The organism is Brumicola pallidula DSM 14239 = ACAM 615, assembly GCF_000428905.1.
Taxonomy (GTDB): Bacteria; Pseudomonadota; Gammaproteobacteria; order Enterobacterales; family Alteromonadaceae; genus Glaciecola; species Glaciecola pallidula.
The window spans coordinates 22986-44108 of sequence record NZ_AUAV01000026.1; the positions used below are offsets into that span (position 1 = coordinate 22986).

General features: G+C 40.6%; 17 protein-coding genes. 8 read left to right on the plus strand and 9 right to left on the minus strand.

Going from position 1 to position 21123, the window contains the following annotated elements; all coding sequences use genetic code 11:
• Positions 1-20 precede the first annotated feature (20 nt).
• From G399_RS0110465 to G399_RS0110475, 3 genes are all read right to left on the minus strand, one after another.
• A complete protein-coding gene (locus tag G399_RS0110465) occupies positions 21-824 on the minus strand; it encodes an acyl-CoA thioesterase (RefSeq protein WP_006010057.1) in 804 nt (267 codons plus the stop codon).
• Positions 825-955: 131 nt separating this feature from the next.
• Positions 956-1645 (minus strand): alpha/beta hydrolase, encoded by a 690-nt coding sequence (locus G399_RS0110470; RefSeq protein WP_006010055.1) that lies wholly within the window; start codon positions 1643-1645, stop codon positions 956-958.
• Positions 1646-1796: 151 nt separating this feature from the next.
• Positions 1797-2651 carry a carboxylate/amino acid/amine transporter gene (locus tag G399_RS0110475; protein ID WP_006010053.1) on the minus strand — a complete coding sequence of 285 codons (855 nt, stop codon included), beginning with the start codon at positions 2649-2651 and terminating at the stop codon, positions 1797-1799.
• A gap of 273 nt (positions 2652-2924) precedes the next feature.
• Between G399_RS0110475 and G399_RS0110480 the strand changes: the two genes are divergently transcribed.
• Both G399_RS0110480 and G399_RS0110485 read left to right on the plus strand, forming a co-directional pair.
• A complete protein-coding gene (locus G399_RS0110480) occupies positions 2925-3953 on the plus strand; it encodes a GGDEF domain-containing protein (RefSeq protein ID WP_006010051.1) in 1029 nt (342 codons plus the stop codon).
• A 222-nt stretch (positions 3954-4175) separates the two neighbouring features.
• Complete coding sequence (locus G399_RS0110485; protein WP_026843644.1) at positions 4176-5129, plus strand: AEC family transporter; 954 nt, start codon at positions 4176-4178, stop codon at positions 5127-5129.
• Between the two features lie 132 nt (positions 5130-5261).
• Here the strand turns inward: G399_RS0110485 and fldA are convergent, their stop codons facing one another.
• The 4 genes from fldA to G399_RS0110510 all read right to left on the minus strand — a co-directional run bounded on the left by fldA (position 5262) and on the right by G399_RS0110510 (position 8601).
• Positions 5262-5786, minus strand: coding sequence for a flavodoxin FldA (gene fldA, locus G399_RS0110495; protein WP_006010045.1), 525 nt, complete (start codon positions 5784-5786; stop codon positions 5262-5264).
• Between the two features lie 40 nt (positions 5787-5826).
• Positions 5827-6045 (minus strand): DUF2788 domain-containing protein, encoded by a 219-nt coding sequence (locus G399_RS0110500; protein ID WP_006010043.1) that lies wholly within the window; start codon positions 6043-6045, stop codon positions 5827-5829.
• A 97-nt stretch (positions 6046-6142) separates the two neighbouring features.
• Positions 6143-6943: an alpha/beta fold hydrolase gene (locus tag G399_RS0110505; protein ID WP_034896873.1), complete on the minus strand. Its 801-nt coding sequence runs from the start codon at positions 6941-6943 to the stop codon at positions 6143-6145.
• A gap of 8 nt (positions 6944-6951) precedes the next feature.
• Positions 6952-8601, minus strand: a complete 1650-nt coding sequence (locus G399_RS0110510) for an electron transfer flavoprotein-ubiquinone oxidoreductase (RefSeq protein ID WP_006010041.1) — start codon at positions 8599-8601, stop codon at positions 6952-6954.
• Between the two features lie 244 nt (positions 8602-8845).
• Between G399_RS0110510 and G399_RS0110515 the strand changes: the two genes are divergently transcribed.
• Positions 8846-9604, plus strand: coding sequence for an electron transfer flavoprotein subunit beta/FixA family protein (locus G399_RS0110515; RefSeq protein WP_006010040.1), 759 nt, complete (start codon positions 8846-8848; stop codon positions 9602-9604).
• Entirely contained in the window at positions 9601-10527 is a 927-nt protein-coding gene (locus G399_RS0110520) for an electron transfer flavoprotein subunit alpha/FixB family protein (RefSeq protein WP_006010039.1), read from the plus strand. Before G399_RS0110515 ends, G399_RS0110520 begins: the two co-directional genes overlap by 4 nt.
• Positions 10528-10667: 140 nt before the next feature.
• On the opposite strand, the gene moaE is transcribed toward G399_RS0110520, so the two are convergent.
• Positions 10668-11141, minus strand: a complete 474-nt coding sequence (gene moaE / locus G399_RS0110525) for a molybdopterin synthase catalytic subunit MoaE (protein WP_006010038.1) — start codon at positions 11139-11141, stop codon at positions 10668-10670.
• A 349-nt stretch (positions 11142-11490) separates the two neighbouring features.
• Between moaE and G399_RS0110530 the strand changes: the two genes are divergently transcribed.
• The 3 genes from G399_RS0110530 to G399_RS0110540 all read left to right on the plus strand — a co-directional run bounded on the left by G399_RS0110530 (position 11491) and on the right by G399_RS0110540 (position 16498).
• A complete protein-coding gene (locus G399_RS0110530; RefSeq protein WP_081585750.1) occupies positions 11491-11958 on the plus strand; it encodes a hypothetical protein in 468 nt (155 codons plus the stop codon).
• Between the two features lie 170 nt (positions 11959-12128).
• Positions 12129-13337: an efflux RND transporter periplasmic adaptor subunit gene (locus G399_RS0110535; RefSeq protein ID WP_006010036.1), complete on the plus strand. Its 1209-nt coding sequence runs from the start codon at positions 12129-12131 to the stop codon at positions 13335-13337.
• Positions 13337-16498 (plus strand): efflux RND transporter permease subunit, encoded by a 3162-nt coding sequence (locus G399_RS0110540; protein ID WP_006010035.1) that lies wholly within the window; start codon positions 13337-13339, stop codon positions 16496-16498. The genes G399_RS0110535 and G399_RS0110540 overlap by 1 nt, the downstream gene beginning before the upstream one ends.
• 167 nt (positions 16499-16665) lie before the next feature.
• Here the strand turns inward: G399_RS0110540 and G399_RS0110545 are convergent, their stop codons facing one another.
• Positions 16666-18927: a TonB-dependent receptor gene (locus G399_RS0110545; protein WP_006008354.1), complete on the minus strand. Its 2262-nt coding sequence runs from the start codon at positions 18925-18927 to the stop codon at positions 16666-16668.
• A 382-nt stretch (positions 18928-19309) separates the two neighbouring features.
• On the opposite strand from G399_RS0110545, the gene G399_RS0110550 reads away from it, so the two are divergent.
• Positions 19310-21112, plus strand: a complete 1803-nt coding sequence (locus tag G399_RS0110550) for an acyl-CoA dehydrogenase family protein (RefSeq protein WP_006008360.1) — start codon at positions 19310-19312, stop codon at positions 21110-21112.
• Positions 21113-21123 lie beyond the last annotated feature (11 nt).

Sequence of the window (21123 nt, forward strand, 5' to 3'; positions counted from 1 at the left end):
TTGTATTATCCTACGTACGCTTAATCAAATACAGCAGTGGTTTGACGCGATAGAGCGATAACCTGTCCATGAATATCCCATATGGTTGCCTCTGTGTGACCATAACCATCAGCCGCTTGGCGAGTATCTACTTTATACGCAAACCAATCGGTCGGTGCCAGTGCTCTGTGAGGATAAATGAAATCAAGATTCCAGTTTATTGTGCTCGCAGGTGCTGGCCAGCGAAGCTGCTGTATCAGGGTAAGAGGCCAAGCATCAATCATGCTGATAATATGCGCTTCGTTGATGCTCTGAGGTGGTTTTTTAAAACGCATCCAACCATAATAATGACTGCTCTTTTTACCGGTAAAGGGCAAACCACCAGAATCAATTGAAAGCTGATAGTGGCGTAAAAACTTGGGTGTTACTTTGGGTATGTTGGGAATGTAATTGGCTTTTTTGGGGATAGCCATAGCGTGCTGCTCATCATTTTTAACCGCTGTTTTTGATTGCCTCGCTTTGGCAAAGCACATTTGCGAGAGCACGCAATTTTTATGATTTTGTATTGCGCGAGCCAGTATTTGAGAAACATTTTTACCTTCTCGCACAATTTCAATACTTATCTGAAAAGGGACGTCAAACAACAAGGGACCAACAAAGCTTGTATTCATGGAACGCAGCAGACGGTCTTCTTCAACATATTCCTTGGCAGCGCTATATAACATTGCTGCCGACAAGCCCCCAAAAACAGTGCGTCCTTGCGACCAGTCTTTAGGAATAGTGATTAATACTTCTGGTTGTTGGGGATGTGCGCGCGCGATTGCGATTAATACATCAAAATGCATATTATACCTAATTTAAGTGGACGATGTTGTCATTATAACTTGCTTACGCAGTGATAAAGCAAGCCAATGAAATACAGAAACGTCATACCAATGCCTATTGAACAGCGCGAATTTGATTTGGTGCATTAGGTCTACTGAATTAGATTAACTTGGTCAACGGCAGTATCAGTTTGTAATCCAAAATGGCCTAAAGTGTAAGTGTACGTAGCATCTTCGTTCCAAATACGGCTGCTGTGAATACCGTAAACATAACAACTCCCGGTAGAGCAAACTACTTGGTCAATAAAACTTTTTATTGAATACACTTTATCGCCTAGCGGTACTCCATAGATCCCATCAAGGAATGGACTGCTGATGGATAAACCAGAACTTCCACAGGTACTATTCCAAACATTGTAAGGATAAATACCACAACTACGAAGTCCCAATAGGGCTCCAGCAACGCCAACAAAAGTATCTACGTAGGACGCAGCGGCAAGTTTATCAATTTGCTGAGCGGCCAATGTTACCCCCATGGAGTGACCAATAATATCAATTTTGCCGGTACAAGAACTGTTGATTGCATTCACAATTGCATTGCGTACAGGTGTCTCTTCACTACCGTTATGATTGTTGCAAGTCGCACAGGACTTAGAGCCCCAATTGGGCAAGAAAATTTGGCTGTTGACATAGCCTCTTGTATACAACTCGTTAAGGGTATTGTTCCAACTAGCGGGTGACGCTGCATTCCCATGCACCAATACGACGTTGTCTTTGCAGGCTGCACTTGCCGTCCCACACATTAAGATAAGTAAGCCAAAAGTAATTAAATAGTGTTTCATACACGCCTCATTTGTTAATTTTGCGTTAACACCTTAGGCGAAAAGGTGAGGTCCTAATATAGTACTTTGGTACGTATGACTGAGCGGATTTTGTTTCCTCACTTGATGAACGTCCAAAGAAGTCACTTCATTGAACCCTTAGCTATTTGATTCAGTAGCTATTTGATTCAGTAGCTATTTGATTCAGTAGCAACGCGGCTAAAATAATCCCAGCGCCAATGCTTAACCTCAGTATGTCGGCATCTCTGTTCCATACAAGTACGTTAACAACAATACCTGCAGGAATAAGTAAATTGTTCATTACTGCCAATGAACCTACATTGACTAACGTTGCGCCTTTATTCCAGCCAAAATAGCCTAAGCCGGAAGCAATGATGCCTAGGTAGATAAGCACCCCCCATTGGGTTGGTGTACTAGGCAACATGTCTGTGTTGCCGAATAAAATATAGCAAATAATCGCGACTATTAATGCGCCAATAAAAAACCAACCAAATACAGTCTTATGATCGAGAGTACTGTTATTCATTAATCTTTTGTAAGTAACTTGTCCTGTGGCAAAGCAAATGTTGGCGGCTTGCACTAACAACAGGCCAATCAAAAAGTCACTATTGATACTCTCGTAGCGGATAGCTACCGCACCACCTACGGCAATAATGGCAGCAAGGAAAAAGCGAGGATTAAAATGCCTTTCGATAGCATCGTTTAATAGGGTGATATAAAGGGGAGTCATTACTGTAAACAATAAGACTTCAGGCACAGACAAATATAAAAAGGAGTGATAGTAAAAACTATACATTACTCCAAGTTGTATGGCACCTATAAGCATGAGCTTTATCGCTAAGAGCTTGGGTGTTTGTGTCATCTTTAAAAACGGTAAAAAAACTAAAGTAGCTAACGCAATGCGCATCAGGACGCTAAACCACGCATCAACCTGACCTGCTAAATAAACCCCAATTAAGCTAAATGAAAAAGCCCAAAGTAGCGTTACTGCTAATAAATAGCGCATAAATGCCATCGTTAAATAAATAATGACGGCAGTCTATCTGTTATAAATTCAGGTATAAACAATAAAAGGTCAAAAATGATATTAATCGCCCTTGCCTTTTAAAGATAGCCGGTAATATTTTAGACTAAAGTCTAGTGTTCTCATGTGTTTATAAAAAAAATGCTTTTATTTATTGCTTTAATTATTGAAATTATTAATATACAAAATTACATTTAAAACACGGACGTTTAGCAAAGTGAGTTTGAAAATACATCAATATAACCGAGGGCCGAGATGAAGTTTTCTGAAAATTCAGACCAAGCTGCGGACTATCTTCGCCAAGCTGTTCCTGCCATGGTTAAGTATGCAATTGTACCTAATCCGCTAAACTATACGCTGTGGTACAGTTATTACTCAAAAGCATTTCCAACATTAAATAAAGAATTAGATCATGTCATAGAACGATATGGAACGTGTCCTTTAGATGTAGGGGAAGCTTTATTTATTCAGCACATAACACAGTTGAATAAAGGCAGTGAAAAGCAGCTAGAATCGTTTCACAAAGCCTTCTTCCATATCGTCGATAACTTATCTGTTTCCTTAGATAATACAGCGAAAGAAACAACCGGTTACTCGCAAGCCTTAATGCAAAATTTAACGGTACTTGGTACACATGAAGTTGATGCGGCGATGATACCTGTAGTAGAAAGATTAAATGAGAATGCAAATGCAATCTGTCTTGCAAATGAAGAGTTTCAAGGGAAATTAGTCGCAGCCCAAACTGAAATCAGCATGTTAAAAGCGGAACTTGAACAGAGTAAAAAAGAGGCAAACACGGATTCATTGACCGGTTTGTCTAACAGAAGAGTGTTGGAATCAATCTACCATCAGTTTGTTGAAGAACATGGCGACAGTGATGAGCTTGCATTGATTATTATGGATATTGATAAATTTAAATTATTTAATGACACCCATGGTCACTTATTGGGTGACCAAATTCTTAAATTTGTTGGTCAATTACTGCGTAAAGAATGCAAGGAACCGCTAGTGCCTGTGCGATTTGGTGGTGAAGAATTTGCGCTATTATGCCCTCGTTATAGTCTTGAGAAATCACAGCAACTAGCTGAAAAGATTAGGGTGAAACTTTCATCGGTTGCTTTTAACAATAAGCGAACAGGCGATAAAATTCCACCGATTACAGCATCATTTGGGGTTACTCTTAAAAAGCATGGCGATATTTTAAATAACGTTATTGAGCGCGCTGATCAGGCACTTTATGCAGCCAAAAGTGCTGGTAGGAACCAAGTTGTGCTCGCTAATTAAGCGTTAGTGCTGGTATTTAGGTTGACAGTTACACGAGGTCAACCCACGGTATCGTGATTGGCTGGACAATAATCAAAGGCGTTATAGCAGCAGGACAAGACGTTGTCTCTGGCGCTGAAAATTGCAAAATAACCTCAATCATAATGTTTTTAATAATACAATTTCATATCCTGTATATTACGCTACCTGATTTTCATATCTGATTTATTTGGCGGCGCTAACGTGTTTACTATTTCTTTATCAATTCTTCCTATTTTTTTATTATTATTGTTTGGTGCATTGTTACAAACTAAGCGCTTTCCAGCTGAGGATTTTTGGCCGGGCGTCGATAAGCTGGTGTACTGGGTTTTATTTCCATCCATGTTGTTTTATAACATCTCAAAGGCCGACTTAAGCAGTTCTGTTTTATCCAGTTATGCCTTGATACTCGGTTTGTCTCTCTTAACAGTCTCGGTATTAGCATTAATTATTAGTCTGATCAATCGCGTCGATAGGCCAACTGGCACTTCAATATTACAAGCTAGCATACGATTTAATTCCTTTATTGCTTTAGCATTAGCTAGCACCATATACGGCGAAGAAGGGCTTATCTTAGCGACGCTTGGTGCCGCTATTTTAATTCCCTGTGTGAACGTGGTGTTGGTGATCACAATGGTGAGCTTGCATGGCAATAAAAACAGCAAGTCTTTATCTAGTTTATTGATCAAAGAGTTGTTCAAAAACCCTCTGATCTTGTCTATTGCTGCCGGTGTGCTCGTTAATTTGGCCGATATTGGTGATTTCGTGATTTTACTGACTGATATAACCGGTATTTTGGCTCGCGCCACTTTACCATTAGTGTTGCTTGCCGTTGGGGCCAGTTTGCGGTTGCACGCCTTAAAATCATCGACCAGATTATTAGTTTTCTCTACTTCAGCAAGACTCGTTGGCTTTCCATTGTGCATTGGAATAGGCTGCACTATTCTTGGCTTAGGTCCACTGGAAGCCTGCGTTGCTATTCTTTTTGGTGCTGTTCCCACCGCTACATCTGGTTATGCGCTAGCCAAACAGCTTGGTGGCAATGCCTCAATATTGTCTGTGTTTATCAGCGTACAAACCGGGTTAACCTTGCTGACATTGCCGTTCACGGTATGGTTTAGCCAAATCTGGTTTGGTTATAATTCACTACTCAATTAGTCGATATTAATACATCAAACAAAGCGCTTATTTGCGTCTGGGCAGGAAAGTCAGGCGCAAAAAAAACGCGATAAAGATTTTTATTAATCATCATCACGTTTCTTTGTATTGTTAAATTATGAAGTAGGGTGCTTAGCTCAATTCAGCCAAACATAGCTCCTCATTAATTTGTTTACACCACGCTTTCACTCGCTGTTCAGTTAATTCCGGCTGACGGTCTTCATCAATACCTAAACCGACAAAATGATCATCGTCAGCCATTCCTTTTGATGCTTCGAAGTCGTAACCTTCAGTTGACCACTGTCCGACTAAAATGGCGCCTTTAGATTCTACTATGTCTCTAATCATACCCATTGCATCGAGGAAATATTCGGCGTAGTCTTCTTGATCGCCACAACCGAATATAGCGACAAGTTTGTCTTCAAAATCAATTTCTTCTAGGTCAGGAAAGAAGTCATCCCAGTCACATTGAGCTTCGCCATAATACCAAGTCGGAATACCAAATATTAATAAATCAAATTCAGCGATGTCTTCTTTACTGCTTTTAGCAATATCTTTGACGTCAATGAGTTTACTACCCAATTCTTTTTGGATCATTTTGCCAATGTGCTCTGTGTTACCTGTATCGCTGCCAAAAAATAAACCAACGCTAGCCATTTGTTACCCTCTAAAACGTCTTATTGATTGCACTAGCTTACTAAACTCCGCTAGCGCCATAAATTAATTGAATGATGCCTTTAGCTACAAACCCTGCAGCACCTAGTCCTAAAACCCCATAAGCAACAACTCTACCTACCAATGGTACATCATTCTTAGTTAGTACGTCATGGATCGCTAAACCGAGCAGTATAAACAAACCGATTAGACTCACATATAATACTATGGACTCAATTTGTTGATAGTTTTCTGGTGTCATACACACTCCACAAGCGACATGAGTAACTTTGGGGATAATATTAGCACAACTAAGCTAGTTTTTTGAAGCCACTTAATTGATTAATAATGTATCAATGTCACTTATGCGTGCCAAGTATAATGCGGGTTAACAGCGTGTTAACAAGTTGAGGCTTCTCAGCATGAAGCCAATGCCCAGTATCAACAACTTTTGCTTTTGCATTTGGGAACTGAGCCTTTATGTTTGCTTGATGCGCCGCTGTAATGTAATCACTATTACTGCCTTTAATAAATGTAATGTCGCCACAGAACAATTCGCCTTCAAAAGGCCAATCACTCAATAACGGATAGTCACGGGTAAGCAAATGCAGGTTAAAGCGCCATCGCCACTGTTTTTCGGCATCTTGAAACAGACTTTTGAGCAAAAATGACCGTATTCCCGGGGCGTCAATATACTCAGACAGTTGCGCCATTGCTTCTTTTCTATCCGCTATATTACCAAGTTTTACGTTGCTCAAGCCATCGATAACGTTTTGATGTCGTTGTTCATATTTGACTGGTGCTATGTCCATTATTACCAGTTTTTCTATCAGTTCGGGTGCTAAACTTGCTGCTCTCATCGCAATTTTGCCACCCAATGAATGCGCGACTACAAATGCTTTATCAATATTCAGAGACTGCAGCGTTTGGATGATTTGTTGCGCCCAAATATCGAAACTAAAGCGCTCGCTCCAAGGAGACTTGCCATGATCAGGTAGGTCAATTGAAATGACATGATGGGTGGTTTCAAACTGGCGGCGAATAACAGAGAGGTTATCATTGCTACCAAATAAGCCATGTATAAGCACTACGCTAGCTTGATAGGGAGAGGAAGCTAAATGTTCCTCTCCAAACGTCTGACTAAAAAGTAATTCTGACATATTAACAATTACATATTTGGGTAGTTTGGACCGCCGGTACCCTCGGGCACGATCCAATTTATGTTTTGATTTGGGTCTTTGATATCGCATGTTTTGCAATGTATACAGTTTTGAGCATTGATTTGAAGCTGTTTGTCTCCTGTAGCGCTTTCAATAATCTCATATACACCTGCTGGACAATACCGTTGAGCCGGTTCATCATATTTTGGTAAATTTATCTTAATCGGAATACTAGGGTCTTTTAGGACTAAGTGGCATGGTTGGTCTTCTTCATGGTTTGTATTTGACAAAAATACCGATGACAACTTATCGAAACTTAATATACCATCAGGTTTTGGGTAGTCAATTTTCGGCATATCTGCGGCTAGTTTTAAACAAGCATGATCGGCTTTTGAATCGCTAATGGTAAAGGGGAGTTTACCGCCAAAGAAGTTTTGATCTAAGGTGTTGTATGCACCGCCGACGTAATTGCCAAATTTATGAATGGCTGCACCAAAGTTTCTCGAGCGATATAATTCGTCATATAGCCAAGATTGCTTAAATGCGTCGGTATATTCAATAGGGTCTTTCACTTTAACAGACTCTACTGAGAGTAATTCAAACAAAGTCTCTGCCGCAATTAAGCCCGACTTCATTGCAGTATGATTGCCTTTGATTTTCGCGAAATTCAATGTACCAGCGTCGCAACCGACTATTAATCCACCTGGGAAGGTCATTTTAGGAAGCGAATGAAAGCCGCCTTTAGCTATCGCTCTTGCACCATAAGTAACGCGCTTGCCGCCTTTTAGTGTATCGGCCATAATTGGGTGATGTTTTAAACGCTGAAATTCATCAAAAGGACTTAGATGCGGGTTCGAATAATTAAGGTCAACAATCAAGCCAACAAATACTTGATTATTTTCGGCATGATACAAATAGCTACCACCTGTAGTATCAGTCAAAGGCCAACCTGCCGTGTGTACCACTAGCCCTTCTTGATGCTGCTCAGCTGGAACATCCCAAATTTCTTTAAAGCCGAGCGCATAATGCTGAGGTGAGACATCTTTGTTTAGGTCAAACTGCTGCAAGAGTTGTTTACCTAGATGTCCGTGACAACCCTCGGCAAATACAGTGTACTTTGCGGTTAACAACATACCCGGCATGAAGCTGTCTTTTTGTTCTCCAGCTTCGCTAACTCCCATATCACCGGTGATAACACCACCAACACTACCATCCTCATTATAATGTACATTGGCCGCGGTAAAGCCTGGAAAAACTTCAACACCCAGTTGTTCAGCTTGTTCAGCCAGCCAACGACACATATTCGCCATACTTGCAATATAATTGCCAGTATTATGCATGGTTTTTGGTGCCATAAAATTAGGTAGTTTAGTAGAACCTGTTTTGCTATTGAGTAAATAAATATGGTCTTCGGTTACCTTGGTAGTTAAAGGCGCACCTAATTCAGCCCAATTTGGAAATAATTCATCGAGTGCTCTAGTTTCGAAAACGGCACCTGAAAGAATATGCGCACCTACTTCTGACCCTTTTTCGAGTACACAAACGTTTAATTCTTGACCTTTTTCATTCGCCAATTGCTTGAGTTTACAAGCAGTTGACAGGCCTGAAGGGCCAGCGCCAACTACGATTACATCAAACTCCATTACTTCTCTTTCCACGTGTGTCTCCCAAACAACTCATACCAGTTATAGTAAAACATTAATTAATTGAATTTTACAGCTTGTCGAAACATTGTAAAATGTAAATACCAACTAAATTTATAATATAGTGAATACAGGTTGACGTTTACGTAAAGTGCAAGTAGATTTTGCACCAACAAGTTGGTATGAATGCTATATTTACTTACATCTGTAATTAAAGCGAATAGTATTTATTTATCGAAAGCCCTAAATAGAGGTTATTATGAAAATTTTAGTACCGGTAAAACGGGCAGTAGACTACAACGTGAAGGTACGAGTAAAACCTGACAACTCAGGTGTTGACCTTAATAATGTGAAAATGGCGATTAACCCTTTTTGTGAAATTGCGATTGAAGAAGCAATACGTCTAAAAGAAAAGGGCGTAGCAACTGAAGTTGTTGTTGTTTCAATTGGCGACAAGGCTTGCCAAGAACAAATTCGCACTGGCTTAGCATTAGGTGCGGACCGCGGCATTCATATTGAAACGAACACCGGCGTGGTTGTTGATTCACTGCAAGTGGCAAAGTTGCTGCAAAAAGTAGTTGAGGCTGAAAAGCCTGATTTGGTGATCCTCGGTAAACAGGCAATAGATTCTGATAATAATCAAACTGGCCAAATGCTTGCTGCACTGACTGGTATGCCGCAAGGTACATTTGCCTCTGAAGTTGTGGTGGCTGATGGCTCTGTTAATGTTACTCGAGAAATTGATGGCGGTTTGCAAACGGTTAAGTTGCAGTTGCCAGCAGTGGTTACCACCGATTTGCGTTTAAATGAACCGAGGTACGCATCATTGCCCAACATCATGAAAGCAAAGCGTAAACCAATTGACGTTAAACCGGTTGCTGATTTTGGTGTTGATATGACATCCAAAGTGACTGTGATTAAGGTTGAAGCACCTGCTCAACGCGTTGGCGGGGTAAAGGTTGCTGACGTAGCTGAATTGGTTCAAAAATTAAAAAATGAAGCGAAGGTGATAGCATGAGTGTATTAGTTTATGCAGAACACGATAACGTATCGTTAAAAATAGAAACCAACAAATTAGTTCATGCGGCCCTTGGTGTGTCGTCAGATATTATCGTACTGGTTGCAGGTTCGGGTTGCGTTGCTATTGCTGAGGCAGCGGCGAAAATATCAGGTGTGAGCAAAGTAATTTTAGCCGACAATGCTGTTTATGAACATCAATTACCAGAAAATATTGCGGATCTGGTGGTTGAAGTTGCTGCTGATTATTCGCATGTTTTTGCAGCAGCAACAACAACAGGTAAAAACTTTATGCCGCGCGTTGCTGCTCTGTTAGATGTAGCACAAATATCTGATATTATTAAAGTAGAGTCCGAAGACACGTTTGTTCGTCCTATCTATGCCGGTAGTGCAATTGCGACAGTGCAATCAGCGGATACTAAAAAGATAGTCACTGTGCGAGCGGCTTCTTTTGATGCTGCGGCTAATGAGGGCAGTGCATCAGTTGAGTTGTTGGACACAGTCAAAACGTCTGAAAAATCAAGCTATATATCTGCTGAACTAACCGTATCTGCACGTCCAGAACTAACCGCCGCAGATGTCATTATATCGGGTGGTCGTGGTATGCAAAACGGTGAAAATTTTGTACTACTTAATGGCATCGCTGACAAATTGGGTGCTGCTATTGGTGCATCGAGAGCTGCTGTTGACGCTGGTTTTGTGCCAAATGATATGCAGGTTGGGCAAACGGGTAAAATCGTTGCTCCACAGTTATATATTGCTGTTGGCATTTCGGGTGCGATCCAGCATTTAGCTGGTATGAAGGACAGTAAAGTGATTGTAGCAATCAATAAAGATGAAGAGGCTCCAATCTTTTCGGTTGCCGACTATGGCTTAGTAGGCGATTTGTTTGATGTCTTACCTCAGTTAGAAGCCGCACTTTAAATAGCACATGTAAAGTAAACCGATAACTTGATAAGCCCTTGTGAACATAAAGTCACGAGGGCTTTTTTTGTCATTTAAAAGCACAACATAAAGGGTTATGACCAATCAATTATGTAGCAGGTTTGGGTTCAGTGGATGAGTTAGTTTGCAGCCAACCAGTCATCTGCTTTTTGTTTATCAGACAATTTTGCTTGGACCCAAAACTCACCTTCTGAGCTTACTTCTTTCTTCCAAAATGGGGCCTTTGTCTTCAAAAAATCCATGATATATTCTGTTGCTGCAAATGCCGCTTTGCGATGTTTACTGCTTACTCCGACAAACACAATTTGTTCGTCAGGTGTTAATTTTCCAATTCGATGAATAATGTTAATTGCACCTAAAGGCCAACGTTGACGAGCCTGTTCACAAATATTCATAAGGCTCTTTTGTGTCATTTCTGGGTAATGTTCGAGTGTCATATAATGCAAGTTGCCACGTTCAGTAAGCTCTCTTACTAGCCCTGTAAAGGTCACTATTGCGCCGTCTGAATCAGCATTTTTTTGGATTTTTGCATACACGCAAGCATGGTCAAAATCATGCGCTTGTATACTAATAAATGTAGTTGGTTGTTTCATAAATTCGATTGCAACGCCAATTGAAATTCGTTTGAGGGTTTATTATGTCGGCTAAGCATCGTTGCTGTTGACTGGTAAAAATGATAACTCGAAAGTGTAGCGCAACAGCATATGATTAGAGTCAGGTTTTATGGGCTTATATTTACAGTAGATTCCCATGAAATGGGACCATATTCAACAGCTAAAACTGTATGGTGAGTTACCTGAAGTTAATTTAAGGATAAAACCCGGGTGAATAAAGACAATTAAACTATCGAGAAATATTTATTTATTCCTTATACTACTCTCGCGCTTATGAACTTTCATTACACATTGAATAGGGGAATTTACTATAAAAAAACCAACCATTATTGATATTGAGGCTAGCGGATTTGGGCCTGAAAGTTATCCTATCGAAATTGGCGTTGTGCGTTCAGATGGGCTTCGATATTGCCAACTAATTAAACCTTTTGATGATTGGTTTCATTGGAATATTGAAGCAGAAAACATACATGGTATCAGTCAACGTTTATTGAACAAAAAAGGTATCTCAGGTATCCAAATTTGTTTGGAACTGAATGATTTTATTGGATCAGAACAAACTTATAGCGATGGCTGGGTTGTTGATTCACCGTGGTTACTGAAGTTGTACGATCGTTCCCAAGTAGAGCTAGGCTTTCGATTAAGCGCTCTAGAAATGATTTTAAACGAATTTCAATACGATGTTTGGGATAAAACGAAAGCAGACATCCTAAGTAAAATGACGGTTCAACGACATCGGGCAAGTAACGATGCAATGCTTATTCAACGCACTTACGTAGAAACCTTGAACCGCTAAAACGCCATTCTCAAGTGCGAAATATCAGCCTATATTACCTTCAACAGTGACGCCTTCCTATTGGACACATCTACTAACACTTTTCACTAAATGTAAAGCAGTCTTTGCCGTCGAAGTTGGGTATAGTAGCGCCCTTAAAATAATTTAATATATTGACAAGGTTTTTTTCAATGGCTAGTGGTTTCAAAAAAGTAGGCATACCAATATTGATTTTAGTCGGTGCAATTGCAGTGATGGTCGGGTTAATTAGTATGAAGACGCAGCCCGAAAAAGACGAAATAATTACCCGTGACTTTCTGATTGATGCTAAACCAATAGAGGTCCAAAATGTAGACTTTTTAGTGTATTCGCAAGGCTCGGTGCAGCCAAAAAACAGAACAATGCTGAGTGCTCAAGTCAGTGGACGTGTTATTGCCATTGCAGATAATTTCATTGAAGGTGGCTTTTTTAAGAAGGGTGATGTGCTAGTTGAGTTAGAAACTGCTGACTATCAAACCGATTTACTACTAGCGGAATCTGAAATTGCGCGAGCACAAGCTGCATTCGACGAAGAAAAAGCTCGTGGAAAAGTGGCTGCACAAGAGTGGCGTTCGTTTAACGACGGAAACGCGCCTGAATTAGGACTCAGGAAACCTCAACTCGCTCGTGAAGAAGCCTCAGTTAAAGCAGCGCAAGCGAACTTGCAACGTGCAGAACGTAATTTGGATAGAACAAAAATCAGAGCACCCTACGATGGCTTAGTTAAATCTCGTGATGTAGATTTAGGTAAATTTATTTCTTTAGGTGGGCAGCTTGGGGAAGTTTTTGCAACAGATGTAGCTGAGGTCAGATTGCCGTTAACTGACGATGATATTGCCTTTTTGGCGGACTTAAGCAAAGAAAGCCCGCAAGTAACATTAAGCTCTGATGTAGCTGGAAAGAACATTAAATGGCAAGGAAGATTGGTTCGTGATGAGGCCGTGTTAGACACTCAAAGCCGAGTAATCTACGGTGTTGTTGAGGTTAACGATCCATACCAATTAAATGCACCGGCAGAATCAAAAGGCATGGCACTTCGTTTTGGACGGTTCGTAAGTGCGACAATCACCGGCATTACGTCAAGTAATATGGTCGTTCTACCGCGCAACGTTTTGCGCATGGACGGTACAATATTAACGGTAGATGATAACAAAAAAATCAGAATAAACTTTGTAACAGTACAAAGAGCAGACGAAGATTTCGTTTATATTAGTGACGGTTTAAATCCCTTAGAAAAAGTCGTGATGAGTGCCATACCTAACCCGTACGAAGGTATGCCCGTTCGTTTCTTAGATGATGAAGAAACGCCAAAGACTCAACCAGAGTCAACTGCAGATGATAATGCTATTGAGGTTAAATAATGAGTGATCAATACGAAGAAGAACATATTGATACCGAGAAAGGCATTATTGCTTGGTTTGCACGTAACAGCGTAGCGGCTAATTTGTTAATGTTTATTATTATCATCGGTGGAATATTTGGTATTTTTAGAGTCCAAAAACAAGTCTTTCCCACATTCGAAGTCAACGTCATAGCAGTACAAGTACCGTACTTAGGCGCTGCGCCGCAAGAAGTAGAAGAGGGCGTTATACTCAAACTTGAAGAAGCAGTTAAAGATCTCGAAGGGATTAAAAAGCTTACTTCAACAGCTCGTGAGGGTGTTGGCTCTATTAGCATCGAAGTTGAAGATGGTTACGACGTACAAAACTTATTAGACGAAGTCAAAGTTCAAGTTGATGCCATTCCGAGCTTTCCCGGGAATACCGAGAAACCAGTGGTATATCGAATTAAAGTACCACAAGACGTACTTTGGGTATCAGTTTATGGCGAAACAACTGAACGAGAGTTAAAACAGTATGCTCAAGGCATGCGCGATGAAATCATTGATTTAGGCGGCATATCAGATGTGTCAGTTGTCGGTTCGCGTGATTATGAAATTTCAGTTGAAATATCCGAACTAAAATTACAGGAGTTCGACTTAACCTTTAATGACATGGTGACCGCAATTCGTCAATCTTCTATCGATTTACCGGGAGGATCGATTCGTTCAGAGAATGGTGATATTTTATTACGCGCCAACGGTCAGGCTTATAACGCTTGGGATTTTGCTAAGATTGCGCTGGTTAGTCGAAATGATGGTACAAGACTTCTTTTAGGTGATATTGCTACAATTAACGACGGGTTTGTAGAAGACCGGCAGTTTGCATTATTCGACGGCAAGCCCTCGATAAGTCTTCGTGTTAGAGCCGTGGGCGATCAAAATGTCTTACAAATTTCTAATTCAGTTAATGCATATTTGGTTGAAAAACGTAAAACGATGCCTGCCAATTTAAGTGCTGATACGTGGGGCGATAGTTCGTTCTATTTAGCTGATCGTTTGAGCATGATGCTTAAAAATATGGGGTATGGCGCTTTACTTGTTTTTATTGTCCTCTCATTATTCTTGCGAGTGAAGTTAGCTTTTTGGGTGATTATAGGTTTGCCTGTTTGCTTCCTCGGCACGTTAATGTTCATGCCGGCGTCGCAAATAGATGTTTCAATTAATATGTTGAGCTTATTCGGGTTTATTTTGGTTCTGGGGATAGTGGTAGATGATGCCATTATTATGGGGGAGTCAGCGTATTCCGAAATTGACAAAAAAGGACACAGCGCCGAAGCCATTATTAGGGGGGTTAAAAAGGTAGCAATGCCAGCTACTTTTGGGGTGTTAACCACCATTGCCGCATTTTCGCCTATGTTGATGGTCAGTGGCACCTTTGGTGTAATATGGAAGACTATTGGTATTGTCGTCATTATGTGTCTTGTATTTTCTTTAATAGAATCAAAATTAATATTACCAGCGCATTTAGTGCACATGAAATTAAAACCATATGACCCAAGCAAGGCCAACAGGTTTCAAAAGTTCAGAGCTTTCTTTAGTGTTGGGATCAAAGTCTTTATAGAAAAGAAGTACGTACCGTTTTTGAGAAAGGCAGTGAAATACCGATACACCACGTTAGCTAGCTTTGTTGGTTTGTTAATTATTACCATTGGTTTATTTGCCAGCGGTTTAGTGCGCTGGCAGTTTTTCCCAAGTATACCTTCGGATTTTATACAGGCAAGTGTTGAGCTTGAGGCTGGTTCTTCGTTAGGACAGCGTGATGCAGCGATTAATGCCATGTTAGACGCTATGCATAAAATGGACGACGAGGTAATAGAAAAAACGGGCGTAAAAGCGGTTAAACATGCAATTGCATTTGATAATGGCATTTTAGGTGGTGCTGTCTTTATTGAATTAACAAAAGGCGAAACACGCGAATTAACAGATGTACAAATTCAAAATATTTGGCGTGAATACTTACCTGAAATTCCAGGAGTGAGGAACTTTACGATCGGCAGTCCAGGCGGTATTGGCGGTGGCAATGGATTGAGTTTCGAATTCCGCTCAGCTAACGTTTCGCAACTTGAAAATGTTTCCAAAGAATTACGCAGTTATTTAGGTGGCTATGCAGGGATCACTGAAGTTAACGATTCATTCAGTGGTGGTAGTGACGAAATCAAATTATCGCTCAAACCCGAAGCCGAGGCGTTAGGTTTGTCATTATCGCAGCTTGCACAACAGGTACGTTACGGCTTTTATGGTGCAGAAGCTCAACGTATTCAGCGTGATGACGAAGAAATAAAAGTAATGGTTAGGTATCCAAAAGACGAACGGAATTCCATTGGTAACCTTGAAACTATGCGGGTTCGTGCGGCAAATGGTGATGACATCCCGTTTAGTGAAGTTGCCGATATTGAATTAGGTAAAGGCTATGCCAATATTGTGCGTGTAGATGGCAGCCGCTCAGTGTCTGTTACTGCAAAAGTCAACGCTGACATTGTCGATACTCGTGACTTGCTCGTTGATGTGCAAAGCAAGGTGATCCCTGAGATGTTAGCTCGTTATCCTGAGGTTGAATTTCGATTGCAAGGTAACTCAAAAGAAGAAACAGATGCGATGATTTCCTTGGCTCAAGGCTTTGTTTTTGCGCTTATTGCTATCTATGCTCTAATGGCAATTCCATTGAAGTCATATTCACAGCCTCTTATTATCATGTCGGTTATTCCATTCGGTATGGTGGGTGCTATTGTGGGCCACCTTCTGTTGGGACAAGCCGTCAGTGTATTATCAATATGCGGGATCATTGCTTTAGCCGGTGTAGTGGTCAATGACTCACTCATTATGGTCGACTTTGTCAATCGAGCAAGAGCCGAGGGTCGAAGCTTAATTGATTCTGTTTTAAAGTCTGGTAGTGAACGTTTTAGAGCAATTATACTTACTTCGTTAACTACATTTATGGGTCTAATGCCAATCGTGTTCGAGCGTAGTTTGCAGGCTCAGGTAGTTATACCAATGGCGATATCTTTGGCCTTTGGTATTTTATTTGCGACGGTTATTACCTTATTACTAATACCAGCTTTGTATATGATATTGGATGATTTTAAACAGTTGTTCTATCGTAAAAAACAGATTGATCCATTATCACTGCCAGAAAAAGCGTAGCAATTATAAAAAAAAAGGCCATTTCATTGTTGAAATGGCCTTTTTTTTTGTCGTCATTTCCTGTTCGCTAATCAGTGGGGTTTGACCGCTAATCAGTAAGGTTTGACCGCATAGTGACAATTCAGGAAGGCGTATTAAAAATCATGCGCCTTCCCCAAACGCTACGCTTAGAAGAAACTAATCTTACCTTCAATGCCAATAACGCGAGGTTCATTCATAATACCAGCTAGATTATTGAAATCGATAGCGCCTTTTACATTATCTTCATCCGTTAAGTTTCTGGCAAATATAGCAACGGTGTAGTTTTGTGCAAAGTTTTCGTAACCTATACGTAGGCCTGCTTCAAAGTTGTTATCCGTTTGGAATTCGACTGATTCATATAGAAAAAAGTTGGTTTTACCTTGGAATGCCCAATCAGTGTAAGCAAAAAATTCGCCATCATCACCCATCGGTACGCTATAACGAGCCGTAAAGTTAAATATTGTTTCAGGTGCTTGTGGGAAAGGGTTTCCGTTAATTAATGCACGATTGTCGTTAGTCATAGGATCAGTAACCGTGCAATTAGGACCAAATTCCGCGTTAGCGCCACATGGGAAAACAGACAAACTATTATCTTCAATTTCAGTTTTGTTATAGCTATAACCGCCGGTTAATACGAGATTTTGATTAACAACATAAGTGGCGTCTATTTCAAAACCGTATGCAGAGCCTTTATCAGCATTGAGTAGCGAAACACTATTGGCACCACCACCAATTGCAGAAAACTGTATGTCGTCAACTGTATAGTAAAAAACAGCAGCATTTAAACGCAAACTGTTGTCCAACATATCTGACTTAACACCAAATTCAACACTGCTAATGGTTTCGGCTTCAGCAACTGAAGGAGCACCTTCAAAAGCGACATCACGGCCCTGGATACTTTGTGCTCTAAAACCATTTGCGTAACGAGCAAACAAAGAAGAGTTCTCATCTAGTTTGTAGTTTGCACTTAGTTCGTAGCCGACTTGTTCATCTTGAACATTTATGGGGTCGTAATCTTGAACACTCGCGGCCCCGATAACCAAGGCAAATCCGTTGACGTTTTGATCACCCACGATCAATGATTTTTCATCGTCGGTATAACGTAAACCACCGGTAATGGTTAATTTATCAGATACGTCGTATGTACCTTGACCAAAGATTGCCCAAGTTTTGTTTTCATGGAAAACGGTTGTGGCCCCAAAGAAACCATCGATACTAGTTACATTGAAAGAGGAGTCGTAGTAAAACGAACCCACTTGCCAATTAAGAGCGTCACTGTAATTACTAGCTATGCGAAATTCTTGAGTAAACTGCTCAAGATCATTCATTTTATCTTGGGTAACTGCGGTAAATGGAATAAAGCCAGGAATACTCGTATCACCTGAACCTGCGCCGCCGTCGACGTCACCTAAACTGAAACCATCGGCTTCTTCATTGGCCGTAATGGATGTGAATGTAAGATCCCTTAAGTCATAATCTACTTTTAACGAGAAACCGAGGTTTTCGTACTCTTGAGGATTATTATCAAAGCCATTGCTGAGTAAGTTACCATCATAGAATACACTGTCGCGATCGTAGTTTTGGTTCAAGTCGTTAGAACCTTTGGTAAACACGTTTGCACGGAATACGGATGCAGTCCCGTCCAAATCACGGCCATGCACATTTAGTAGCATTGATAAGTCGTCAATAGGTGTGAATAACAATTGCGCACGCCAAGCTAGCTCATCGTAGCCGCCAAGCGCTTCGTCCTCGCCTGAAAACGCATTATCTATATAGTCGTCACGTTGTTGTGAAAGAAATGAGAAGCGACCAGCTAGATTATCAGCAAGGCCACCGCCTACCGCACCTTCGATATTAATCGTACCAAAAGAGGCTAAGCTCATTTTACCATATGCGTCAAAATCTTCTGTTGGCTTAACGCTGTCAAACTTAATAATACCCGCAGTCGTGTTACGACCAAATAATGTGCCTTGCGGTCCACGAATGACTTCCACTTGTTGAATGTCAAACAATGGGAAGCTTTTTAGAATGACGTTCTCTTTAACAACGTCATCCATAATTATCGAAACAGGTTGTGAGGCAGCTAAATCAAAGTCAGTATTACCCAAACCACGAATATAAAAACGTGGAGCAACACGTCCGTTTGATGACTCAGCATACAAACCAGGCACTCTAACAGCCAGCGCTAAAATATCTTCGCCACCGGAAAAAATACTTTCAAATTGTTCGCCACTTAAAGTAGCAACCGAAATTGGCACATCTTGTATTGATTGCGTACGTTTTTGAGCAGTTACCGTTATCTTTTCTAAAACAGATTCTTTTTTTTGCGTCTCTTGCGCTGTTGCGACGTTGGTTTGTAGTGCGGTTGCTACACATAATGCAATGCTAGCTAGTTTATATGTTTTCATTCGATGTCACCTAAAATGAGTGTGTTGTATTGATATTGATACTTAAGCTGATTATGGCCGAAGTAATCCATTACCCGTGCTTTTTTATGCCTATTTTTTTACTCAACATTCGTTGCATTCGTTGCGACAAAACCGCGCGCGTGACATTACCAGAATTTACACGTAATCGCATCAATATTAATCAGTAACTTAATGAAGCATTGCATTCACCGAACCTTTATTCAATTAATTGTTAATCTTATATTAGTCAAATCAATTGGCAAAAGCGCGCGCATTCATGCTGTAATGTTTGGATAGATAAATACTGACATTTGTGCATTTTAAAAAACAATGTGCGATGAAATGTGCAATAAAATGTGCGACAAAACCGAGGCGTTTACTAATGACAGACAAATTGATCCCCGATTTGGAAATGAATTTCCAGCTTTATGATGTTTTACACGCTGACAAACTGTGTGAACACAGTAAATTTGAGGAGCACAATAAAGACACATTTTCTGCCACTCTTGCCACGGCAGAGAAAATCGCAACCGACCTATTTTTACCACATAATCATATTGCTGATAAAAATGAGCCAACATTCGATGGTCATAAAGTAACTATGATCCCAGAAGTTCAAGTTGCTTATAATGCGTTTTGTGAAGCGGGCTTCATTGCAGGTCGATACAGTTTTGAAGATGGCGGTATGCAATTACCAGAAGTGATAATGACGGCAGCGTCTGCGTATTTCATGGCTGCAAATCCAAGCACCACTTCTTATCCATTTTTAACCTCAGCAGCGGCTAATGTTATTTGCCACTTTGCCTCACCTGCATTAAAACAGCAATTTATGCCCAGAATGCTGACCGGAGAGTTCACTGGCACGATGGCATTGACTGAACCTCATGCGGGTTCATCATTAGCTGACATTACGACCAGTGCAGTTAAGCAAGCCGACGGCAGTTATCGAGTAAAAGGAAGTAAAATATATATATCTGGCGGTGATCATGAATTGTCCAGAAATATTGTTCATTTGGTATTAGCTAAAATCCCAGGTGGCCAACCTGGCGTAAAAGGGATTTCTTTATTCGTCGTGCCCAAGTACCGACTCGATGAGAATGGCGATGCTGGCGATCGTAATGACGTGCAGCTGGCGGGACTATTGCACAAATTAGGTTATAGAGGAACAACATCAACCGCACTCACATTTGGAGAGAATGATGATTGTCATGGTTACCTCGTAGGTGAAGAGCATCATGGTTTGCGTTATATGTTTATGATGATGAATGAAGCGCGAATAGGCGTTGGTTTTGGTGCTGCTATGATTGGTTATCGTGGTTATCAGTATTCGCTAGAATTTGCGAGAGACAGAACTCAAGGTCGTCATGCTGATCATAGTGAACCAAGCAAACCAGCACCTATTGTGTTGCATGGTGATGTTAAGAGAATGCTACTTGCTCAAAAATCATATGCTGAAGGTGGTATGGCACTGTGTATGTATGGCTCGCATCTTATTGACAGAGTTAATACGTGTGACGATACTGAGGAAAAACATGCCTTAAAAGAAATGCTCGACTTGTTAACGCCTGTTTTTAAAGCATGGCCCTCTGAATTTGGGCCAAAAGCGAACGACCTAGGTATCCAAGTTTTAGGTGGGTCAGGCTATACCAGAGAGTACTATTCTGAGCAGTTCTGGCGAGACAATCGTTTAAACCCAATTCATGAGGGAACTAACGGGATCCAAGCTTTGGATCTGTCTTTTAGAAAGCTATGGCAAAAAGAGAGTCTTGGCCTGAAAATACTGAAGCGTGAAGTAGAACATGACTTGTCACAAGTCGTCACACCTAAAACAGGGGCAATGGCAAAAGAACTAGTACATTATTTAACAGCCCTACATGAAATAATAGTGCATGTATCTGGTACGATTAAATCTGAGAAGCAAGTGACTTTGTTAGCCAATGCTCAAGCGTTGATGAATGTGTTTGCACAAATAGTCGTGAGTTGGATTTGGATACGCCAAGCTAGTGTTGCCGAGCAAAAATTAATTGCTGGAAATGCAACTGAAAAAGAAGCTAATTTTTATAAAGGTAAAATTCAGGCGGCGCAATATTTTATTAGTTGGGAATTACCCACAATTGACCGCGATTTAAAAATACTCAAACAAGACAATGACGTTTGTAGTGATATGGATCCAGATTGGTTTTAGGAAAAATAATA